Source organism: Shimia marina (assembly GCF_001458175.1).
GTDB classification, from domain to species: Bacteria; Pseudomonadota; Alphaproteobacteria; order Rhodobacterales; family Rhodobacteraceae; genus Shimia; species Shimia marina.
Genome location: NZ_CYPW01000020.1, coordinates 1 through 21,188, shown reverse-complemented (window position 1 = coordinate 21,188; position 21,188 = coordinate 1). Strand labels below are relative to the sequence as shown.

At 54.2% G+C, this 21,188-nt stretch carries 22 protein-coding genes; 6 read left to right on the top strand and 16 right to left on the bottom strand.

Annotation, left to right across the window (positions count from 1 at the left end):
* Positions 1 to 47 precede the first annotated feature (47 nt).
* Together SHM7688_RS10515 and SHM7688_RS19605 are read left to right on the top strand one after the other, a co-directional pair.
* Positions 48 to 281 carry a hypothetical protein gene (locus tag SHM7688_RS10515; RefSeq protein ID WP_058239906.1) on the top strand — a complete coding sequence of 78 codons (234 nt, stop codon included), beginning with the start codon at positions 48 to 50 and terminating at the stop codon, positions 279 to 281.
* Positions 253 to 1,041, top strand: coding sequence for a hypothetical protein (locus SHM7688_RS19605; protein WP_144432555.1), 789 nt, complete (start codon positions 253 to 255; stop codon positions 1,039 to 1,041). Before SHM7688_RS10515 ends, SHM7688_RS19605 begins: the two co-directional genes overlap by 29 nt.
* A gap of 325 nt (positions 1,042 to 1,366) precedes the next feature.
* Here the strand turns inward: SHM7688_RS19605 and SHM7688_RS10500 are convergent, their stop codons facing one another.
* A complete protein-coding gene (locus SHM7688_RS10500) occupies positions 1,367 to 1,786 on the bottom strand; it encodes a hypothetical protein (RefSeq protein ID WP_058239903.1) in 420 nt (139 codons plus the stop codon).
* A gap of 183 nt (positions 1,787 to 1,969) precedes the next feature.
* Positions 1,970 to 2,989, bottom strand: coding sequence for a Hint domain-containing protein (locus SHM7688_RS10495; RefSeq protein WP_058239902.1), 1,020 nt, complete (start codon positions 2,987 to 2,989; stop codon positions 1,970 to 1,972).
* 331 nt (positions 2,990 to 3,320) lie between these two features.
* Between SHM7688_RS10495 and SHM7688_RS19600 the strand changes: the two genes are divergently transcribed.
* The gene (locus SHM7688_RS19600; protein WP_144432554.1) at positions 3,321 to 3,797 is read left to right on the top strand and encodes a hypothetical protein; all 477 of its coding nucleotides are present in this window, start codon (positions 3,321 to 3,323) and stop codon (positions 3,795 to 3,797) included.
* Here the strand turns inward: SHM7688_RS19600 and SHM7688_RS10485 are convergent.
* From SHM7688_RS10485 to SHM7688_RS10430, 14 genes are read right to left on the bottom strand one after another with little or no spacing between them, the layout of a single operon-like run.
* Entirely contained in the window at positions 3,786 to 4,787 is a 1,002-nt protein-coding gene (locus SHM7688_RS10485; RefSeq protein ID WP_058239900.1) for a TrbL/VirB6 family protein, read from the bottom strand. The two genes, SHM7688_RS19600 and SHM7688_RS10485, sit on opposite strands and share 12 nt — an antisense overlap.
* 13 nt (positions 4,788 to 4,800) lie before the next feature.
* Positions 4,801 to 4,968 carry a DUF4177 domain-containing protein gene (locus tag SHM7688_RS19595; RefSeq protein WP_144432553.1) on the bottom strand — a complete coding sequence of 56 codons (168 nt, stop codon included), beginning with the start codon at positions 4,966 to 4,968 and terminating at the stop codon, positions 4,801 to 4,803.
* The gene (locus SHM7688_RS10480) at positions 4,961 to 5,956 is read right to left on the bottom strand and encodes an ATPase, T2SS/T4P/T4SS family (protein WP_058239899.1); all 996 of its coding nucleotides are present in this window, start codon (positions 5,954 to 5,956) and stop codon (positions 4,961 to 4,963) included. The genes SHM7688_RS19595 and SHM7688_RS10480 overlap by 8 nt, the downstream gene beginning before the upstream one ends.
* Before the next feature lie 2 nt (positions 5,957 to 5,958).
* Complete coding sequence (locus SHM7688_RS10475) at positions 5,959 to 7,272, bottom strand: TraB/TrbI/VirB10 family type IV secretion system protein (RefSeq protein ID WP_058239898.1); 1,314 nt, start codon at positions 7,270 to 7,272, stop codon at positions 5,959 to 5,961.
* Positions 7,265 to 7,963: a TrbG/VirB9 family P-type conjugative transfer protein gene (locus tag SHM7688_RS10470; RefSeq protein ID WP_058239897.1), complete on the bottom strand. Its 699-nt coding sequence runs from the start codon at positions 7,961 to 7,963 to the stop codon at positions 7,265 to 7,267. Before SHM7688_RS10470 ends, SHM7688_RS10475 begins: the two co-directional genes overlap by 8 nt.
* Before the next feature lie 3 nt (positions 7,964 to 7,966).
* Positions 7,967 to 8,617, bottom strand: a complete 651-nt coding sequence (locus tag SHM7688_RS10465; protein WP_058239896.1) for a VirB8 family type IV secretion system protein — start codon at positions 8,615 to 8,617, stop codon at positions 7,967 to 7,969.
* Between the two features lie 6 nt (positions 8,618 to 8,623).
* Positions 8,624 to 9,403 (bottom strand): type IV secretion system protein, encoded by a 780-nt coding sequence (locus SHM7688_RS10460; RefSeq protein ID WP_058239895.1) that lies wholly within the window; start codon positions 9,401 to 9,403, stop codon positions 8,624 to 8,626.
* A complete protein-coding gene (locus SHM7688_RS10455) occupies positions 9,400 to 10,527 on the bottom strand; it encodes a lytic transglycosylase domain-containing protein (RefSeq protein WP_058239894.1) in 1,128 nt (375 codons plus the stop codon). Before SHM7688_RS10455 ends, SHM7688_RS10460 begins: the two co-directional genes overlap by 4 nt.
* A complete protein-coding gene (locus SHM7688_RS19740; protein WP_158500688.1) occupies positions 10,520 to 10,678 on the bottom strand; it encodes a hypothetical protein in 159 nt (52 codons plus the stop codon). The genes SHM7688_RS10455 and SHM7688_RS19740 overlap by 8 nt, the downstream gene beginning before the upstream one ends.
* Positions 10,678 to 13,026, bottom strand: coding sequence for a VirB4 family type IV secretion/conjugal transfer ATPase (locus SHM7688_RS10450; protein ID WP_058239893.1), 2,349 nt, complete (start codon positions 13,024 to 13,026; stop codon positions 10,678 to 10,680). The genes SHM7688_RS19740 and SHM7688_RS10450 overlap by 1 nt, the downstream gene beginning before the upstream one ends.
* A complete protein-coding gene (locus SHM7688_RS10445; RefSeq protein ID WP_058239892.1) occupies positions 13,016 to 13,294 on the bottom strand; it encodes a VirB3 family type IV secretion system protein in 279 nt (92 codons plus the stop codon). The genes SHM7688_RS10450 and SHM7688_RS10445 overlap by 11 nt, the downstream gene beginning before the upstream one ends.
* Positions 13,295 to 13,300: 6 nt before the next feature.
* On the bottom strand, positions 13,301 to 13,591 hold the full coding sequence (locus SHM7688_RS10440) for a TrbC/VirB2 family protein (protein WP_058239891.1): 291 nt from the start codon (positions 13,589 to 13,591) through the stop codon (positions 13,301 to 13,303).
* Positions 13,564 to 14,190 (bottom strand): lytic transglycosylase domain-containing protein, encoded by a 627-nt coding sequence (locus SHM7688_RS10435; RefSeq protein ID WP_058239919.1) that lies wholly within the window; start codon positions 14,188 to 14,190, stop codon positions 13,564 to 13,566. The genes SHM7688_RS10440 and SHM7688_RS10435 overlap by 28 nt, the downstream gene beginning before the upstream one ends.
* Before the next feature lie 40 nt (positions 14,191 to 14,230).
* Entirely contained in the window at positions 14,231 to 14,557 is a 327-nt protein-coding gene (locus SHM7688_RS10430) for a hypothetical protein (RefSeq protein WP_188128143.1), read from the bottom strand.
* A 1,163-nt stretch (positions 14,558 to 15,720) separates the two neighbouring features.
* Here SHM7688_RS10430 and SHM7688_RS10420 point away from each other — a divergent pair.
* The 3 genes from SHM7688_RS10420 (at position 15,721) to SHM7688_RS10410 (ending at position 20,974) form a co-directional block, all read left to right on the top strand.
* A complete protein-coding gene (locus SHM7688_RS10420; protein WP_058239889.1) occupies positions 15,721 to 18,720 on the top strand; it encodes an ATP-binding protein in 3,000 nt (999 codons plus the stop codon).
* Between the two features lie 435 nt (positions 18,721 to 19,155).
* A complete protein-coding gene (locus SHM7688_RS10415; RefSeq protein ID WP_058239888.1) occupies positions 19,156 to 20,160 on the top strand; it encodes an endonuclease/exonuclease/phosphatase family protein in 1,005 nt (334 codons plus the stop codon).
* Between the two features lie 256 nt (positions 20,161 to 20,416).
* Positions 20,417 to 20,974, top strand: coding sequence for a hypothetical protein (locus tag SHM7688_RS10410; RefSeq protein ID WP_058239887.1), 558 nt, complete (start codon positions 20,417 to 20,419; stop codon positions 20,972 to 20,974).
* The last annotated feature ends 214 nt before the right edge of the window (positions 20,975 to 21,188 follow it).

Below are 21,188 nucleotides of genomic sequence, written 5' to 3'. Positions count from 1 at the left end.
TGGATAATACCGAGCTGCGTTTCATCAGCCGCATAAGGAAAAATTAGGTGTTGGTATTTCTTGCCCATGCGATTGAACAACTTGACCTTGCCGCTGAGCATATTTCAAAGGGTGATCCGAACAACGCACGATTTGGGCTCATGCTGACAGACAATGTTCTGGAGCTTGTGTTACATCAAATGGCAAAGGACGAACAGCGTGAGCGAACTAACTTCTTGAACCGCGAGAAGACCTACGCCGACGAGTTCGGACTTGAGAGCCGCACTTGGCAGGCATTTTGATGCCAAAGTCTCATTTTTCAGATCACACAACAAACTGAGTGCCGAAGAAGCAGAAAGTATCACAATCTGCCATAGCTATCGTAACGAGGTCTACCATATCGGCTTGCACCATCAGGACATCCTGCCTGCTCTTGCGCGTTTCTACTTCTATTTGGTTTGCGGTGTTCTTGGCCGCTATAAAACCAATACGATGAGCTATAGCCCTTCTATGGTGTTGCCAGAGCGAGCCCAGAAACACCTAGGATCAAAACCAATAGGTTTTCATATATTTGACGAGTACCAAAGTGGTTGCCTGACGCTCCAAGAAGGCATCTCATTCGAAGCCTGCAATCTGGTTTCGTCACTGGCGGATCATATGACCGAAATCATAGAACAGCAGGACATTGGTGTTGGGATGATCGCCACGGCTGGACCGAGACAGATGACACGTGATGAAGCTATCGTTGAAAGCCAAGCTTGGCGGTTGGCGTTCAAGGAAGAAGGTAAGAAGTTTGCGACGGGAAAATGGTCCGGTGGCAGCGTGCTTGATTTTGTCAACTGGATTGGCGCAAACTACCCCTTCAAAAACAGGCGTGATCCTATTCCATCATGGCAAAAGCGCGAGCAATCTTTGCGCTTGGAAAAGAACCCGCACAAGGCGCTCAAGAAATACAAAGACTTCATGGCGCAAACTGAAAATATCCGGGAAGTCATCGAAGAAAGCCACTTGCAGGTCGAGATGTACATTGATGAACAGATCGACAGAATGCGCGGCAAGTAATTCGGAGCAGCGACAACCCAAAACCCGTTTAACATCAGCGGCCAGCTTTGGCGGCAAAAAAAATACGAGCTGACATCAAGATCGAATTGTCCAAGGTCAGCTTCGTCCCGCATCTTACCTGTTCGGGCCTGACGACGCGTACGGCTGGCCTCGGACCACCAACCCGGTGTGATATGCCCAGTCTCAGCGACGTGAGCCCGTCTCAGATAATCTGCGCCCAGTCGCAATTATTGTGAGCCAGAGGCGATTTTAAGTCTCAAATAATCTGAGCCGAAAACGTCGATGATCTCGCGCCCAAGCCCGGATGATCTCAAGCCGCTACAGGCTAAGAGGCGTAAACTTGCCTGACGTAACTGGGAGGTACAATTGGTTCTCCTATCCTCAAGGATTGGGAGGTGCTTTGGCCCGTGCTCGAAATACTGATGTACTTGGCCGCCTGTAGAACCGAACCATCCGTTGGGGCAAAGAGTATGTCATAATGGTCAGGATCGGATATCAGTAAAAATACGCCAACAATCGTAAGATGTTTCCCTTCCGCTTCGACAATCAGACGACTTTCACCGAAGATTTGTGCAATCCAGAATCCAGATATGGTGTCTCCGGATCCTGCCGAAAGGGCCGGTGAAATTTCTCCATCGTCGTCCGTGTCTACCACATCCAGCGTTAATGGCATCATTTGCTCACCTGGCCGCATATCGACATAAGGATGGAAACGGTAGAACTGGATGCTGTGGGTTGTGGGCATTGTATTCCAGCTTGGTGTTGGTGTATTCCAGCTTGGTGTTGGTGGTTTGGACGCACCGATAGTTTCTGCGCACCTGTAGCGAGAAGTGCGGTTCAGGTTGGAAGCCAGCTGTTTTGAGAGAGCGGTTCCAGCCCACCCGTGAGGGCTACGGCTGTGCATCGAAGTTGTGGCAACGTCGGGCAGCTAAGACGCGACTTTGTCTAGAAGTACTTGCGCTTCAAACTTACGCAGTGACCGACGGGCAGCACCGTAGGATCTTTGGCCCTGTTCCGTTTCCAGTTCCGGGAAAAGCTCGAATAATTCGCCGCGTTGCGCATCATCCAGACCTTGAACGCTTAGCGCACCAGGTTGGAAGCTTTCGGTCCAAAGGCCGTGAGATAGAACCAGTTCGTGGTGCTCAAACATGAAATGAATGTAGCTCACACCATTGGGTTCCATTCTTTCCACGCCAGCAAGATCAACGAGATACTTGGCAGCTACCAGTACTTCTCGATCTTCAAAATATAGCACTGACTTTTCGCTGGAAATCATCACGCGGTGATTGGGGGAGACGACAATGTCCCACTCTGGCAGGTTGTTTCCCAATGCACCTTGACGGATCAGGATGGGGCATAGTTTCGGGGCTTGCGCCAGCTCAATACCCTTCAGATCCCGTCGCCCTATCCAGCAAATTTTCTGAATCCCGTTATCGCGTGTGATTACGCGGTCTCCAATTTTCAGTTTCTCAACCAATCGCTCACCGCCTGGAGTTGCAACCAGCGTGCCGGGTGTAAAACAAGGTGGGTTCAAGGCTTTTAGGGATACCGTGGGTATTGACTTGTGCTGTACCCAGGTTGGTGACGACCTCCAGATAAAGGTGGCGTCCACGAGGATCGAGCCATCAACCGGGGTGAATACGTGTCTGATTTGATCCGTATTGACGTCAGTATAACTGAAACTCACTCCAGTGATCACTTTAAGGGATCCGTCAATGTTCACTGTAAAGTAATCTGGGGTAGAGATGTACTCTATGGGTGACCCGCCAATAGTATCCAGAGTCGGAGACTTCCCATTAGACAAGTTAGATGCGCTAAAACTGGTTTCGATTGAGCCATTGTTATCTGCGTCGCGTAGCTCAAGCTTAATGGGGGAAATGGTTGAAAGCCGGGAATGTGCATTCAATGAAGTAACTTCATAAAACAGTGCTTTGTAGGTTTTTGGCATTTTTCCACTTTCCAATTAGAGCTTGATTTCTCCTTTCGGTGGTTTTGTGGGCCTTCCTTCGTGGAGAAAATCTGCAGCAAAGTAGAAGGCAGAGGCGAGCACTCTGGCCAGTACATGGTGGTTAATCTTGGGTACGTACCTGCGCTGTTTTGAGGTCGACCAACCTTCAATGCGCGGAAGGGCTTTCGGGATAAAATCCACTGCCGCTGTAGCGTGTACGTACTTAAGGGTGGGGGCTCTTCGGTGCAGTGCTGGCTCACTAGCATTTCTGATTTGCAGCCAAGGGTATGGAGCCATCGACGGCGGTCAGTGCGGCGCATTGGGGGCTTAGGTGACACGCATCAAGGGAACATCAACCGACGACGGTGAGGAAACGATCACGCCGACAACTTCGGACGGTAGCAGATGTGTCGAGGCAATCTTCAGCCTCGATGACGGCGCTTCCAATTATGGAGTTACTGATCGCAAGGCGAACTCTGAGCTGTCCGTCGTCAGACACTCCGGGCCACACTGCGATTGTTGCGATGAGTTGGCAGATAACGAAGCCCCAACCACAGGACTTCCGGATTGGGTGAAGAAAGCGATGGCACATTTGGACGATATTCGTTGTACCAATCCAGCCTTTGCCCCGGTTGGCGGCGTGATTGAGCTAGGTGAAGGTTATAATGCCAAAGGTGAACTAATTGATGGCCAACCGAATGTCCCACCTCGCCGCATCAGTTATAACGATTTCCTGGCCATTAAGCTTCCGGTGTGGGCTGTGATTGTGACGGTTTTCTTTGCATGGGTGCAGCGACTAACTCGCTAGCCGCTTCGCTCGTTCCGCCACTCTCTGCGCCAACGCTGCCGCCTCAGATCCCGCCCGTCTGATCCCAGCCCCCGCCAGCTCAGCATTCGTTCTGGTTCCAAACCGTGCCCGCGCTTTGGAACCCTTTGTTTTAACAAACCCTTTTGCAAACGCCGCTGGCCCGCTCATACTCGGTGGCCCTGCCATCAGGAAGTTCCCTGAGATCGTGCGTACAATCAACGGCGTGGCGATGATCATGCCGCTTGCGAGGAACATCATCATGAAGAAGGGCACAAGCGCGCCAATATTGCTGGCCCCGGATGGATCGCCGAGTTCGCCCATAAGCGAGCGTCCCATGCCGATGACCGTGGAAAACACCCCGGCAATCACAAGAGGGTAGAGGGCATAGGAGACTGTCGCTGACAGCCAGCGGTGGAAGTAGTCTTTGCTGATGTCAAAGAGCGAGAGAGCAATCATGATGGGAGCAATGCCGATCATGAAGGAGATCATGATTTTCGCAAAGATCAGGATCAGGCCGCAAAGCGCACCGATTACACCGAGCAGAAACGCTCCGATCGCTCCAATCATCGCACCTGCCATCCAATGCATATTGTCGCCTGCGGCGTTCAGATAGTTGCCGAACGCCTCGATGAGATCATCAAAGGCGTTGGCAAAATACCCGGCACCCGCGCCACCGCCGCCCAGGCTGGTCACCATGCCACCCGCCAGATGATCAAGCCCATCAATGATGGCGCTGGCGACTGCATTGAACTGCAGCCAGTTGAGCGAGAACATTGAGATCAGTATCAGCTTGAGCGCAAACCATAAGGCTGTGCGACCATCCATGGATTTGTACTGGAAAGCCATGTTGATGAAGACGCCGATGACCGCGAGTGTCGAGCCAAGAGCGACAATCCCACCGATCTGAGCGGCGACATTGCCAAAGGTTGTCTGGGCCGCATCATCCAGAAAGTTGTCGGTTGTTTCCACCATCCAGCTGACGACGCCCATGATTGCCCCCTTGTTACGCCGCCCGGCGTTTCAGAAACGCCTTCAGGATATGTTCGCCGTCAAAGTCAGGCGTGACAGCAACCAGCTCCCAGTCGTCTTTGCCCAAGGCATTCAGTTGCGCCTCGACCCTGGCTGCTTTGGTTTTCTCTGTGTTGATCTGCTCGATCTTGTATTCAAACATCTCGAGCCTCTTTCGTCTGCGCCGGTTCACCCGGTAGATAAAATTCGGTGATCCCGCGCGCGCCTTGATGACGGCCCGCCTGAATGATCACGTCGATGGAACGGGTGATGTATTGAATCATGTCTTGCCAGGTCATGGGCACATCGGTTTTGAGAGCTGCGATGGCCAATCGCTGCACGGCCAGTTGCGGGGTTTCAGCGTGAAGTGTGGTGAGGGATCCGCCATGGCCGGTATTGATGGCCTCAAGGAAAGTCATTGCTTCCTTGCCCCGGACTTCGCCCAGCACAATCCGATCAGGCCGCATCCGAAGGGTTGAGATCAGTAGCATATCGGTGCTGCGTGTGTCCTCGTCGCGATCCGAGATCAGTGTGACCACATTGGGTTGGTCTGGACGCAACTCGGCAGCTTCCTCAATGGTGATGATCCGCTCGGGCTCTGGCACAAAGGACAGGATTTTGCGCGCGGTTACAGTTTTACCGGTCGAGGTGCCCCCGGCCACAATCATGTTGAGCTTGTGCAGTACGCAAAAGCCAATTGCCGCATCAATATCACCCGTGGCAACCACGTCGCGAAGCTCAGAGTTTCTCTTTCGACGCAGGCCTTCAAGGCTTCGCTCAGAGCCATAGAGGTAAGACAGCGTGATCTGATTCAATGGCAGATCTGCAAAGAACCGCAGCGAGATGGCAAAACTGCCATCCACGGCGGGTGGCTGGATCACCTGCGCGCGGATTGGGCGGTCCCGATAGGTGATGCTGACCGAGACAATGGGCTTCGTGCGGCTGAGGGTTGTGTTTGCCGCAGACGCAATCTGATTGCCCAGATCTTTGATTTCATTGGGCGTAAGTTCTCGGTCAATCCTGCGCATGAAGTGATCGCCCTGGAACTCGGCCCAAAGCGTGCCGTCAGGGTTGATGCAGAGCTCGATCAGCTTCGGATCCCGTGCCTCAGATAGTTTATCGAGGGAGTTTTGCAGATAGCTCGCGCCCATGATCAGAAGATCTCCAGATCGCGGTCCACCATGACGGTAACACGGCTGCCCTGATCCACATAAATCACGGGCTCGATTGAGAGATATTCACCCATGACGCTCTGGGTGCTGTCCTGCAGGCCTTCGCCGATGTTTCCCAGGACATCAGCCGTTGTTGCGTCACTAGTGCTATCGGCGGCCACTGTTGGCAGCGCGCCGATCAATGAGATCAGGGCGGCTGAGCCGAACCGCGCGCCGAAACGGCTATCGACGAAGCCGGTGGTGCCAGAGCGGCCTAGTTCATCCCCGCCAAAGGCGCTGATTTCTACGGTTTGGTTATTCGGCAAAATGATGCGATCCCATGCGATGGTGATGCGCTGCTGCGCAATATCAACACCAGACTGGTAACGCCCGATCAGGCGTGAACCACGCGCGATCAGAACCCTTGAGGCATCATAGGCGTGCACATCTTCGGAGATAATGGCACGCACCTGTCCGGCCAGCGAACTGTCGATGGCGGTCTCCAGCGCGGCTTGGATCATTGTGCCCTGAACGACAGTGTTGGACGGGTTCACGATCAGCTGAGCCTGAGTGACCTCCGCCAGGGCAGCACCGTTGCGCACAAAATCAGTGTTGCCATCAAGGCGACGTTGTTCAAATGCCGACGCTTCATTGCCCCCACCAGATCCGCCAAAGGCAATGATCGGGCTGGCAATGCGGGCTTGCAGCTCTTCCTGTTCAGCCTGCCTGCGACGCTCCAGTTCTTGCAGGCGGAGTTCTTCAGCCGTGGGTCCGGATGGTGTTGTCACCCGTGGGGTTTCCAACCGGGCCAATTCCAGATCCGTTTGCAGGCGCTGGATTTCCCGTGCGCGTTCTTCAAGCTGTTCCTGCAGAGCAGATTGGCTGTTGGCTGCGTCATCGCGCAGGCGGACCATTTCCTCTCTCAGAGCCGTGAGCTGCCCATTATCTACCACCGGCGGGGCTGGTTGCGCGTTTCGCAGGGCGCTGATTTCTGCGCGCATGGCCTCAAGCTGGGCTTGCAATGCAGCATTTTCGGCATTGGGTTCAGGCGGCGCGATGGGCGGCAGGGGTTCTGCGACTGGTTCCTGCGGATTGATCTGCCCAAAGCCGGATCCAACGGTCTGGAACTCCTCCGGAATGCCCGTGGGCATTTGTTCCGGTTCAGGTGTTTTTTGGAAGATAATCCACAAAGCGCCAAGCGCGACGATTCCGCCCAAAATGGCCACAGCAAGCAATAGGGGGGGCTTGCGGGTTGTTGCTTTCCCTTCACCCTCAAGTGCTTCCAGGCGCTTTCTGAGATCAGAAGTTTCAGCCATCTTGTGCCGCCTCGCTCATCTCCTGCACGCAGATCTCTTCTTCGCCCAGGCGTAGCACCCATCGGGCGTTGATACCGGACACACGGATCAGGCCATCAGCCTGCGCCAGAGCGTTCACACTGCGCTCATTGCCACCTGACCAGCGGAAAATCGCAGGGATCGGTGCGTTTCGCTCGAACCGGAAATAGGTGAAGGTGCCATCGTCCCAGATTTCACGGGGGGTGACTTCGGATTGCTCGCTGACACCATAAGCATGATTTGGCGCGCTGCGCGCTATGACCTGCCGCGTTGGGCGAGCGCTCTCGGGATAGGTAAACCGGATCACGTAGAATGTGGGCGATGACGCCTCAGTCACGTTGAAGTAATAGGCCCGCTGATTGGTGTAGACCGTGATGTTGGTGTGCGCGCCACGCGTGACGGGCTTGATCGCAAAGGCCTGACCGCCGGGAACGCCATCGAGCAGAAAGCCCTCTGTATCCCCCGCAATGATTGAGCGGATGGTTTCGCCACGACCGAACTCAATGCTGGTCACATGGGTGAGGCTTGTACGGATGCGGTAAACCTGACCGTCCTGATATGTGGCCTCACGCACGCGTGCGTCATGGCGGCCCTGGCGGGGTTGGGTTTCTGCCAGGGCGCTTTGGCAAATCACGCTGAGAATGAATGTGAGAAAGATCAGAAAGCGCTGCATGTCTTACTCCAGTCGATCCGAGCGGATCGCATATTCGGTGACGGTGAAGCCAAACGGGTTTTGCCAGACATCATCGATTGAACGGCTGTTTTCCGGGCGGAATTCAAACAGCAATGTCGCGGTGAAGAGCCCGTTTTGATTGCCGCGCGGCGTGTTCAGCCGCTTTCGCAGACGCACCTGCGCCCGATTTCTGCTGATATGGGTGATCGAGAGCACTTCAACCTCGAGCCGTGCATCAGCACCATAGCTGTCTGGTGGATAAGCCCCATGACCACTGGTCCAGAGCGCACGCAAGCCAGAAGCGGCGGCCCCATCTGATTGCTCCAACACCCGGCGCACGCGCTCGTCATTGTCGAGCTGATTGTAAGTCTCACGATCAATGACATAGCGATAGACCTGCGCCTCAATAATGGCTGGGCGCTCCGTGAGTGAGACGGCCTGCACACTGGCATTTGGCAGCGCCATGCCGGTTTCGGAGTCAAAGGGCACAATCATTGGCGCGGGGTCGACATCGAGGATGGCAACGACAGCTGCAGCCAGACAGCCCAAAGCACCAAACCCCATGCCCGCAAGGCCTAGCTTTTGCCACATCAGCTCACGTCGTCGCGCGCCGTAGACCAGTTCTTCTTCAATAACCTCTGCTTCGCTTGCCATATCCGATCACTCCGCGCGTAGGTCAGGCAAGGTGATGTCCATATAGCGGCGCTCTTCAGCCAGGGTGGCCGCATCCGCCACACCGGATTGACCGGCACCCACTGTCTGGATGGCTTCAAGCTCCCACATGCGGGTCATGGCGATGGCCAGCTCAGCTGTGACGCGGGTGTTGTGATCGACGGCTTCTTTGAGCGTCTCCATATCCGGGATCATGCCTACCAGCCGTTCCACGCGCTCCAGCGATTGCGCAGCATCGGCATAGCTGTTTTCAGCAGCGGCGGACATGACAGCTCCGGTGCCTGCCTGATTGGCGATGCGTTCCGCGCCGGGATTGCCGCTGGAAGACATCTGGCTGAGACTGTCCTGATCAAATCCCGCGTCTTCCAACGCCTGTGTCATCCGGCCTTCCATTTCCGGGGCGGCATTGCCGATGAGGCTGCTGAAGTCGCCATTCTGAATCTGCCTGATGGTGCCCATAAGATCGCCGAACTCCTGGTCCAGAAGCCCGTCAAGATCCCCACCCATGACCATATCAACAATATCTGTCGCTCCGGTTAGGGCAGCATAGGTTTCATTCAAGGTATCGAGCTGTTGCTGCACCAGATCGAGTTGCTCCAGAAGCGTGTCGAGCTGGTCGGTTTGGATGCCAAAGTCTTCCAGCATCTGCTGCAACTGGCGGATTTCCTGAGCAATGTTGCGGGTATCGACGGTGGGCACACCCTGAGCGAAGGCTGGCCCAACGGAGAAAGTCAGGGTGACAAGGGCGGCGGACAAAAACCGGATCACGGCAGGACCTCCAGGTCAAATTGCATAAATTCCTGTTCGCGGGCTTGAGCGGCGGCCATTGCCAGCTCAGCAGCAGACAGCGGGCGGGTTTGGGCGGCTTTGAGCCGGATCCGGATTGCCATCAGCCGGGTGAGTTCCGCGCGCGCATAGGTGTTGAGCGACATGGCCTCATGAATGTCGGCGGTTTCGCCCGCGCGGGTGATGGTGTCTTGCACACGCAGCGCAGCGGCGCGGATCGAGATCATGGAATAGTCGCCATAGATGCCTGCACCATGGGAGGTCAGGCTCATGGTGGAATTGGCGAGCAGAACAGGTTCAATGGTGCCCAATGCATCTACGCCGCCAACGCGTGCGAGATAGAGATTATAGCGCTCGGGAATGACCTGCACGTAATGCTGGGTTTCTGCGAAAGGCGGGACGCCGCTATAGCGCTGCACATTGCCGGGACCGGCGTTGTAGGCGGCCAGCCCATGGATGATGTTGCCATCAAACATGGTCAACATCTGGGCCAGATAGCGCGCACCACCTGTGACCTGGACATAAGGGCTTTCATAGTAAGCCGGATAAATCCCTAGATCTTGAGCTGTTCCTGGCATGATTTGGGTCAGCCCAAATGCTCCGACTGGTGAGCGCGCACCGATGGTAAAGCGGCTTTCCTGCCAGATCAGCGCCTGTAACAGACAGCGCCATTGTTTGGGGGACAGACCAGCGGCGCGTACGCCGGATATATGATAGGTCTCTCGTGCCCCACGAATAATCAGGCTTTCGATATTGCCCGCCGCATCACCAAAGAGCTGCGCGGCACCGGGGTTTGGATCCGTTGTACCGTACAGATTTGACGCCGCACTTTCTGGTGTGTTGCCTTGCTCCAGAGTGGCGATGGTTGCCGCGCCCGACCTGCTGGAGGCCTCCAGAATATCGCTAATCGCCTGTAACTGCTGGTCTTCGATTGCTGCCAGTGCCTCTTCCTGGCTCTGGCGTTCACGTTGAAGCACAAGATCCCGATCGCCTTGTGCCAGGATCCGTTCCCGCTGCAGAAACGCGCTCGCATCGAAGGTCGGGACGCCCTGCGCAGACGCAGGGCCACTCAAACAGATCAGGCATATGAGAATGCGCCTATCCATTCGGTGCTCCAAGCGGCGTGAGCAGTTCAAAATGGCAATCACTGCGGGTCACTTCGGCAAATGAATTGAAGCACTCCGCTTCCGAGGGTCGATATTCAGCGCAGGCCGACAAAGCCAACAGGCCAGCGAGGATCAGAACAGATTTACGCATCAGATGTTTCTCCAGAAAACAGGATCTTGGCGATAATCAGCACCAACCAGTGCCTCACCTTTTTCCATGCCGCCAAGGATCGTCAGGTATGGGCCGAGGGCGCTGAGATCGGCATCAATCACCACCGCGCCCTGATCATCGCGCACGAGAGCCAGTCGGGCATTGCTGCCAGTGCCAAGCAGTACGGCCAGCTCTTTTTCCGAAAGCCCCAGCATGGTGTAGTCACCGGCCGAGGCACGGATATTCGGAAGCAGGAGCTGTGTCGGGACAGCTTCAACGATGGTCTTGCCTGTACGAGTTTTTTCGAGCTGGCTGGCATATTGAGTCATCATTACGACGACCGCGTTTTGTTTGCGCGCTGTGACCAACCAGTTGCTCAGGCGATCGGCAAAATACGGATTGTCGAGCGCCTTCCAGGCCTCATCAATGATGATCAGCGTGGGTTTGCGATCCTCAATCACGCGTTCCACTCGGCGGAAGAGGTAGGACAGAACAGCCATGCGTTCCTTTTCACTTTCGCTGTCAAGAATGCCGGTCAGATCAAACCCAACGACATCGCCATCAAGCGAGAATGTGTCCTCGGCGCTTTGACCAAAAATCCAGCCATATCGCCCCTCAGCGGTCCATTCCTGAATGCGTTCAAACAGATCACCTTCATCGGCACCGGCGACAAAGAGCGAGGCTAGATCCTGCCAGTTGCGCAGATCGGCATCTGTTGCATCTGCGTTCTGGCGCACCACTTCCTGAATGCGATTGATCTGGACAGGGCTGAGCGGTTTGTCGGTACGATGCAACAGCGTGGCCAGCCAATCAGATAGCCAGGCCTGACCGCGTGGATCGATTTCTGTGCGTAGAGGGTTGAGGCCAGTGGTCTCGCCCGTCTTGATCGCGCTGTAGCGTCCACCATTAGCGCGCACCGCCATTTCCATTCCAACGCGATAATCAAAAACGAAGATCCGCGCATCGCAGCGCCGGGCCTGCGTCATCAGGAACGCTGACAGTACGGATTTCCCCGAGCCGGGACGGCCAAGGATCAATGTATGACCGCCCGTGGGCTCTTTGTCTGGCTGTCCAGTTTCGTGATAGTTGAACAAAAAGCCGGAGCGCTCAGGCGTCGGAAAGAGCGAGATCGGTTTACCCCAGGGCACCTTGCTGCCGGGTTTACCAAGCTGGCTTCGATGCAGGGCGGCAAGATCGGCAAAGTTCATATTGGTGATTGCGGCCTTGCGGCTTCGCATCTGCCCATTTCCGGCATGCTGCGCAAAGTAATGACTGCGGGCGGCAAAGCTCTCATTGACCAGATTGACGCCTTCAGTTGCGGCAATGTTTCGGATCTCGGCTGCGATGGTTTCCAGCTTCTCTTTTGTCTCCGCGAATGCCGTCACCGTCATATGGTGATCACCAAAGCTGAGGCGCTTGGATTCCAGATCATCCAACGCCTCCACCAGTTCTTCGGCCAACGAAATGGCCCCGTCATCACTGGCTTTCATCAGCCGTTGTTGGCGCTTGATCCGCCCGGCCATAAGGTTGCTGTTGATCGGCGTGAACGAATGCGTGACTACCATGTCGACAGGCAGGTTCAGCTCATCAAACATGGTGCAGTTGGTTTTGGCCGGGTAAGTCTTGATCGCAAAGCTGGTGCCGAAGCGTCTACCGATCGCGCCCTCATCAAGGATGAAGTTGCGTCCAAGGAATGTGACCCGCGTATTGGCCACATCTTCTGCAATCACGCCAAAACGGGATTTGGGAAAGAGCGATGTTTCCTGACCCGTGTTGAGGGCTCCGAGAAAGCCGAGAAGCTCGCCCGATTGCGCTGACAGCAAGCGAGGTTTCATCTCAGAAAAAGACGACATCATAAACCCAACCACCTCTTCGAGCTTCCGCAGCTGTTTGGCCGTCTGGGATTTGAGGTGGGCTATAGAATCTGCACGCTTCAAGCGAAGCCGTGCCCCAACAGGTGGGCGTTTCAACACTGTCAGCGTGATCGTCTTGTCGCGAAGGCCAACGTCTCCCATTGCGCTTTGCCAGCATTGATCGACCAAAGCGGCGAAACTGTCATCCGTGAGTGGCGGCAGGTCAGTTTCGATCGCTTTGGAGACCTTATGCACATAGAAACTGTATTCAGGCCCGATCTGCGCAATGATCGCGGCAAAGAGCGCGCGGATCTTTTCCAGATGTGCATCATCGCTGGTCATGCTGTTGACGCCATCAAGGCGGATGCACTGAAACAGCGCATTGCCGCGCGTGCGGATGGTCACGTCATCAACGAGCGAGACATAGGGCAACATGCTGGCCATGGGGCGTTCTCGGCTGGCCCAATCCGGTCGGCCGCTCTCATCACGGGGCATAACTGTCACCCCCGTGGATCTTGCGATTGGCTGTTGGGGGCGTTTCCTGCAGGGCCGTCACGACCACTTCCAGAAACGCGGGATCCCAATCTGCCGCCTTCCAGAGCGCGGGATATGCAAGGCCCGCCAGAATGATGACAGGCCAGCTTTGCACCCATAGAAACACCAGCACAAACCCGAAGAGCCAGACCATGGCATACATGATCGGCAGGCCGATGAGTTTCGGCGGGCGGATCAAGCCGAGGAAGAGACGGGTTTGCGCAGCCATTACGTATCACGTGCTCCAGATGGCTGTAACGATGGTAGGAGCAGCTGCGATGCCAGCGATGGCGACCAACACCCAAAGCGCCTGACGGAAATCCAAAATGCCAAAGAGCCAGGACAGGAACACGCCAATCAGCGCCAGGGTGCCGATCACGATGCCCAAAGGGCCAGTGATTGTATCGACAATACCTTGCAGCAGGTTTTTTACAGGGGAGAGGTCGATACTCTGCGCCAGTGCAGGTTCGGCGAACACAAAGCACGCCAAGGCCAGTGTCAGAAATGTTTGAGTGTTGGGTCGCATGAGTAAGCTCCGCTCAGTCGTTGGGCGACCGCCATGACGCGGCGGACGTGGTTTTGGGTTTCTCTGAAAGGGGGAATGCCGTCGTGGCGGATGACCGCATCGGGACCGGCATTATAGGCGGCAAGGGCAAGCTCGGGCGTGCCGAATTGTGCAAGCATCATCAGAAGGTAGCGCGCGGACCCGTCGAGATTGGCGCGCCAGTCATGTGGATCAACATTGAGCTGTGCCGCCGTGGTGGGCATCAATTGGCCAAGACCGATTGCGCCCACAGGACTTCGGGCAGACTGCCGGTAGGCACTTTCAATCTCGATATTGGCCTGAAACAGGAGCTGCCAATCAGAAACAGACAAGCCAGCGTGGCGCAGGGCGCTGTGTCCGCCATAGCGCTGTGAAGTTTCCTGAATGGCTGTGAGGATTTTCGGCCGAGGGATGGTCCGGCTTTGGCGTGCAGGTTCAGGCGCAGCATTGGGAGCATAAACAATTGCCTCAGGCCCGTTTTGGCCAACACCGTCTACATAGGTTCGGGCAAGGCCTGATTGAGGCGTCGTGGAGATCAGCTGCCCATCCGGCTGAAACGATAGGACAAAACCTTCCGCCAGCGCGGTATTCGCTCCAATCAGAGCGAACAGTACTGCCCCATTAGCTGTTGTTGTCCAGCCTGTGAGACGCGACTTTGCCCTCCAGCATCGGGATCGATGCTGTGGTGAGGCCAACCCCAGCAAGGAAGCTGACCAGCCCATTGATCGTCTTGAACTCTCGCGCCACCATATTGTTGCGCGACGTGACCAACAGGCGGCGTATCTCGCCATCAGGCGAGACACAATGCACGGTCCAGACACCGGACCACTGGGCTGAGGTTTTTGTGGGCGTGGCGCGACATACAACATCCGCTGAATGTCCCTCAGCGAGCAGCATGCGCAGCCCGTCTTCGCTAACAACATTCGGGGCGTCTTGCATCAAGTTCATAGATCAGGCCTTGCGTGTTCGCGCAATGACCCGTCAGTCCCTCGCGGACTGTCCGATCAGTGCGATATTATAATTTTGCAATCAATAGCAACTTTGTGGGTTAGTGCTATGTCTATGCTGCAATAGTCATTTAGTGGAATATCCTCCACAAACCAAGGCGGTTGAACAGCCCGTCATGTATCTTTTGCCAGGCTCCACGGGAGAAGCGGAGGTGCACTCCTTTCAGGAGAGCGTTCGAATTTCTTGCCGCTCACCCTACGGCAATGCCGTATGTAACAGTGCTCCCCGGATATTTTAGCATGTACGTACTACCGAGCGGGTCCGGATTTTCGTGAAATGCAGGTGCTGAACGCGATTAGGTGGCTCGCCACCACTCACCAAAAAACACAACAACGGGCCGCATCCCCTCCTAATCGCGGTCAGCACTGCTGGTCGTCAACGCGAACCTCGCCGTGGCTAAGAGCCCGGAGGCAACGTCACCGAAACCGGCAGTTTTTCAGTGTTTTGAAGTCTTGTTGGAAGGAAGCACCTGTGGCTGCGATACTAATGCTCTTCTCTAGTGTGATAGCCTTGTTGGTTGCAGCTCTTCTTTGGATGGTAGGCAACAGCCTGGCAAACGCGGCAATAATCTATTTTGTGACGAGTATTTCTTTGTTTGCGATCGCTCTGGCTGTTGCTTCCATCCGAAGCAGACAGAATGAGGCTCGAAATTCAGACAGTCTGGATGAGATCAAGCCAATTCTTTGAACCAGAACGACTGCCTAGTTTGCGTTTTCGAACCGGTGTAACGAAACGATCGTCCTGCCCTTTACTTGTGCTGGTTGTGAGACTGTCTGAAGCTTGAATTGGTGTCCGCAGCGCTTGGGAGATCTTTGCCTTATGGGCGGATTCCGGTCATTAGCCGCAAGTGCAAACCAGATATGCCGAGACATGAGAAGCCGACATCTACTCGCGCTAATCAGGCGTCCTTTGTTGTACCGCCGCAAGTCGCCTCAGAGCCCTTTGTGCTTGAAGGTAGAAACCAAAGAATAGCGAGGGCTGGCCGAGGCAATCCCCTCTAAGCGGCCTCGCGTTTTCAATTATGTTTCACTAGAATGAAGCGAAGAACCGCTGAAGGTCCTCGGGATCCGACAACTCAAACGCCCTACTAAGTCATCTCCAATATGAAATTTTGCGGACGGAAATCCGAGCTTGAAATGCTTAAAGCGCGATGGGAGAAGGCTAACAGCCTTTCCTTTCCGAGCCCACAATTAGTGATAATAAAAGGCGAGCGTGGCGTGGGTAAGACGCGTCTTGCCCTAGAATTCTTCAGATGGTTGAGCACACAAGAAAACGTTGTCAACGGCGAGAGGTATTGGCTGGATGATATACGTCAGATTGAGCGGCACAATGAAGTCAACCCTGATCCAGATGACTGTCAATTCCAACACCCCATACCCTTTCTTTGGTGGGGGATAAAGGGACAAACAGGAATTGCCGCAAATTCCCTTGCTTCGGCGGATCGTTTCCTCGCGCCTCACCTCGCGTCCCTATCTGTGAAGGCACAGATGCTTAGCTCGGGAAAGTCGATCTCTAAGATTTGGCGAGATGTCATCAAGGGCGAGTTAGCAAGTTGGTCTGGATACGATACCGCTCTCGCGGTTGGTGAGGGCGTTTTCAAGACTATCGACATCCTTCGTGGTAGTGTCGGAACGAAATCCGATCGTTTCACGAAAGCCTCCGCGAAAGCCCCGCTCAGCCGGGTCGACGCGCTCATGCAAGACCTCGAAAGCGTTTTCAATCCGCAGGCGTTAACATTCGCGCGGACGCCCGCGATAGTGCTGATAGATGACGCGCAATTTTCTTCGGACGACCGTAGTCTTTCTGTTTTTATGGAACGCATGCTACATCGCTCCTTTACCCAATCCTGGCCCGTCTTGATCATCGTAACTCACTGGAAACGAGATCTTTCGGCGAACTATTTCAGCCCAGAACGCAGCTTCGCGGGCATCCTGAACCATGGCCGCAATCTTAAGCCCTCCGATAACGGTCCCGCGGCGGGCCTTCCCGGTGGTTTTTTGAATGACGCGAATACGCTTGAGATAGACCTTACTCCGGTTAAGGACCTCCGAGGCGCACTAGCTGAGGCTTGTCCCGGGCTCTATGCCGCACAAGCAAACGCCCTTCTTGATCGTGCTGGGGGCAACCCGCGTCACCTTGAGCAGATAATTGCCTTACTTGAAGAGAATGAGGACTTCTTTGAGGACCTCGACCCTGCGAAGTGCTTGACGGAGGAAGGTCTCCACGAAGCACTTTCTGTAACCCAGGACATCTTCCGAGTAGTCATGAAGCGTCTGCGAGCGGCACCCATTGAGGTCCAAGAAGCGATCTGCCTTGCAAGTTCGAATGGAATGCGTTTCTCCACCCAAACCGTCGAAGCTCTGTCGCTGCACCATTTGGGAAAAGGGTGCAGCGGCCCTCTCGAGCAGGCACAGGACCCCTATTCCATGGTCTCAGGACACCGAAACTCCAACGTCGCAGAATTCTCTGAACGCCTGTTCTTCATGGTGGCTGAACAGCGGCGAAAAACTCTTAAGAAACTAACCGACGAGACCGCACTTATTGCGTCGCTTAAAACCGTACTGAGGGACCGGCTCAAAGCCTCTAAGTTTGGCGGCCTTGATGAAGAGGCAGTAACACTTCATCTCGCAGCATCACTTTTGTCGACGAATGATAGCGAAGATCGATCATATCTAGCAGAGGTCCTTCTCCAACTTGCGTGGGTCGAGCATCAACGATATGCGCACGAGGACTCCCATGACGCCGCGCTCCGATTTCATGAGATCATTGCCACTCAACCAGACCTATTCGACAAAATCGAGCTCGTGAGTTACCTGGTTGCGACCGACATTCTGACGGAGTTCGGATCCATCATCCCAGCCCTACAGCTCCTAGAAATTATGTCGGAAAGACTCTTCGACCTCCGTAAGCGTTTGGGAGATGCCTCAGTTAGCGCCGAGCAGATCGTTTTGGAAGCCCTTGCCTTTTACCGTGCCGGAGTGGCTGCGCATCACGCAGGATACTACGAGGCCTCTTATGATTTGCTAGAGAAGGCAAATAGGCTTTTCTTACTCGTGGCAGAGCAATCCAAGACAACCACGCACCTAGAGTTCCTTGCCAATAGCTTTAGCAGTCTCGCAGATTTCGCTTCGACCTGTCGCGACCGGGACTACGAAGAGGCACAACGCAATAACGTCATGGTAGTTCGCAAAGCCATCGTTGAGCAGGATCCTTCTACCGAAAATTTGGTAAAGTTGCTAAAGTCCCAGTCTAATCTTTGTGCGCTCCGTTTCGGACACTCCCGCATTACGGGGCTGGAAATGGAGAAGGCACTGCACATTATTGAAGGCCTTGCTGAAAATAGCCCCATACCCGATGTTCTCGCCCTATACAGCGAAACGCTAAGACACATGTGGAAGGTTGAAGATCTGTGCGATTCCTTCGAGCTCGCACTGGACTACTCACACCGAAGCGTTAAAGTCGCCCGTGAACTCGTCCAGCAGTCTCAGAGGCCCTACCACCTTCACGTCCTGGCCAAGGCACTCTCAGCGTACACCTATAGCTTGATGGCTCATGATGAATTCCAAGCGGCTCTGGAGGCTGCGGAAGAGGTCCTAAGAATTCGCCGCGATCTCGTCGACCGGGTGCGAACTTTAGACGACCAGCACAACCTGGCGGTCGCCCTGGAGCTGGTCGCCACGGTGCAGAATTCGGATGGTGATGAGGCTGGGGCAATTCTTAATCAGCGAGAGGCGGTAAAAGCGGCGCGAGCGGCATCAGATTCGGACTCGGCCCATACCCCAAAAATAACCTTGAGTTCGTGCCTAAGTTCACTAGGCTTCATGCTTCAATGGGGCGAAAATCCTTCTGAAGCCAAAGAAGTTTACAAGGAAGCCGTCGACATCTTGCGTCAGCTACCTGAGTATATTGCTGACTCCGAAGTTGTGGAGGATTGGTGCCGCCTTCTACTGAGAAATCTTGAAGTCACTGGCTGGGATGGCGACAACGAAGAGGCGGTCGCGCTTATTGACGAGGGGGAAAAGCTGCTTTGCAAACTCGACGACACGGTCCGTCAGGCGTTCAAAGAGGAGTTCGCAAGACAACGTGCCTATCTTGACGATTAGCGTCGAAGATCATCTCGACATCTTACCTGTTGGTACCAACATATCAATCCATAAATCAGCAATAGGGTTCTAGTTTCTTTCACAGAAGCAACGGAAAACCATTCATACGAATGGGAATGAGTTAAGAAGCTTTGTTCGCAGAGCGACGCTAGAGCCGCCAAAACGCTGAAAGTCTTGCTAATGACAGGTTTGAAAGGCCGCACCGCAGCATCAGGACTTAGTGTCCAGCGGTAGGTGTGGGCCGTGTTTCACCTCTACTTAGCCTCCCACTTTGAACTAGCTCGCCGCTAAAGCACACTCGCGCACCTAGGTTTGGAAGGATGCGCGAAGTCGTCTGCCCGAAATTGATCCGAGACATGAAAGTTGTAGACTTCCGCAGAATCCTTCAGCATCCTTCGCACAGTAATTTATCAAAATTCGTTTTCGGGGATCGCTATGAAAATCATGAACTGGAATATCGAATGGATGAATCGCTGGTTCTCTGGCAATCACAATCCTGCCTGGGGCAGTAACTCATTGAATGAAGCAGATGCACGGGTCGTAGCTCAGAGGGCTGCCAACATAGTCAGTGCTATCGATCCCGATATCTTGTGCATCCAGGAAGGACCGAGCGCTATCCAGGAAATGAACCTATTCATTTCGGATTTTCTTTCTGAGAACGGTGACCCGCTTTACGAGGCGCTGATTGGAAAAGCTGGCGGATCGCAAAAGCTATACGTGCTCAAAAAAATAGGCGGTGCTGTTGAGGATTTTGATCATGCCACGGACGCGGTGACACATGAACTAGAAGAAGTGTGGCAAGCCGACGTGGACGGGGACCTCCTATTGCAGCCTTACGACTTTACTCGCGCGCCTATGGTTGTCGACATCAATCCTGTCGCGGGCGATCCTATTCGGATCGTCAATCTTCACACCAAATCGAAATATGTTCATAACGGCGAAAGTCTATTCAATAATCCTGCACGTCGTCACGAGTTCATCGCCTCTGCGATGAAAGCACGGCGACGAATTTCTGCAGAAGGCTTCCGTCTCAGAACGTACCTCGATCAATTGGTGCAGAACGAGCCATCCGAACGCATTATCGTTACTGGAGACTGGAACGATGGTCCTGGTCCAGATTTCTTTGAGCGACAATACCTTACCCACAATGTTGCTGATATCGTACTGGGAAGCACGTTCTATCCCGACTTGATATTCCGTCATCCAGTATTGGAAAGGGTACCAACAAATGCCTTATTTACCTCGCGCTTCGACGATTTTGTAGATGGAATACAAGATCGTCCCCTTTTGTTGGATCACTTCGCGGTTTCGCCGGGTTTATATGATGATGTGCAAGACGCAGGTATCGCGCATTCCGAATTTGAGAGTGAACTAGAAGGAAGCGGGGTCCGCCGAACCCAAAGAGCAAGTGATCATCGGCCAATCTGGCTGGAGATATGAAAAATAACAGCCTGCCTTGCTCGGATTGAAGTTACCGGACCACTCTAACGCCAGCGCTTCGGCCAGATTGGTAATCAGGTACGAGTTATACAGCTGCGCGGCAAGACAGTGCGTTTTGCGTTCGTGACGAACGTCGGGAACGCGTACAGCAAACGCAGCATTTGAAAGTACTGCCCAATGTCGGCTTTTGGTCGTCTTGACTCTGTTGATTTGAATGATGTCCTTTGGGGGGCCGCCCAAACGTTTTGAGGAAGAAATGACAGACCTGGAAGCATTCAAGACCAAGTCGGATGTTGCCGTTAGTTGGCTTTCTTTGATTGGTGTGGGCGCTGCGGTGCTCTTTGGAATTAGCGAGTATCAAGAAAGTGCTTCGAAAAGGATCGACGACGCACAACGCACCACCTTGGAGTTCATATCTCGCTATAACCAAGAGGGTGTTCTACAGGCCCGCTCTGACGTTCAGCGCTCAATTGATACACTTGGCGAGGCTCTCTCAAAGAAGTTGGCTGGGGTGACCTCCTTGGAGGCGATCAATGAAATTGTTTCACGTCATTATCGTGAACAAACCTCCGCTCAACTAAGATCTGATGAATCCTATCAAGACGCATTGCTTGTGGTGCGGTTTTTTGATGAGCTCTTCGTTTGCGTGGATACTGGCCTTTGCGAAAGAAACTCGGCAGAGCGCTTCTTTACGGACGAGGCTTACCAATACCATTTGGTTATGCAGGCGGAGATTGAACGTATCCAACTTACCCGCCCGCGTTTTGGGTTAGGTTTGGAGCAAATGCGAGTGTCGTCTTCCACTCTTGAATGACCGCTATGCGGGTTGCAACTGCAGCATCTTGACCGGTTGTTGAAAGGCCGGTGTGGGCCGTTACGAAGCGATAGTCTACTTGGACATCATCTCTGATGCACTGTTAGACAATTTTAGTAGCTTGTGACCCAGCCCCCTGAAATCGGGCCATTGAGATGTTAGTAATCCGTCCAAGCAAAGGATGGACAATGAAACGCAGATTTTCGGACGAACA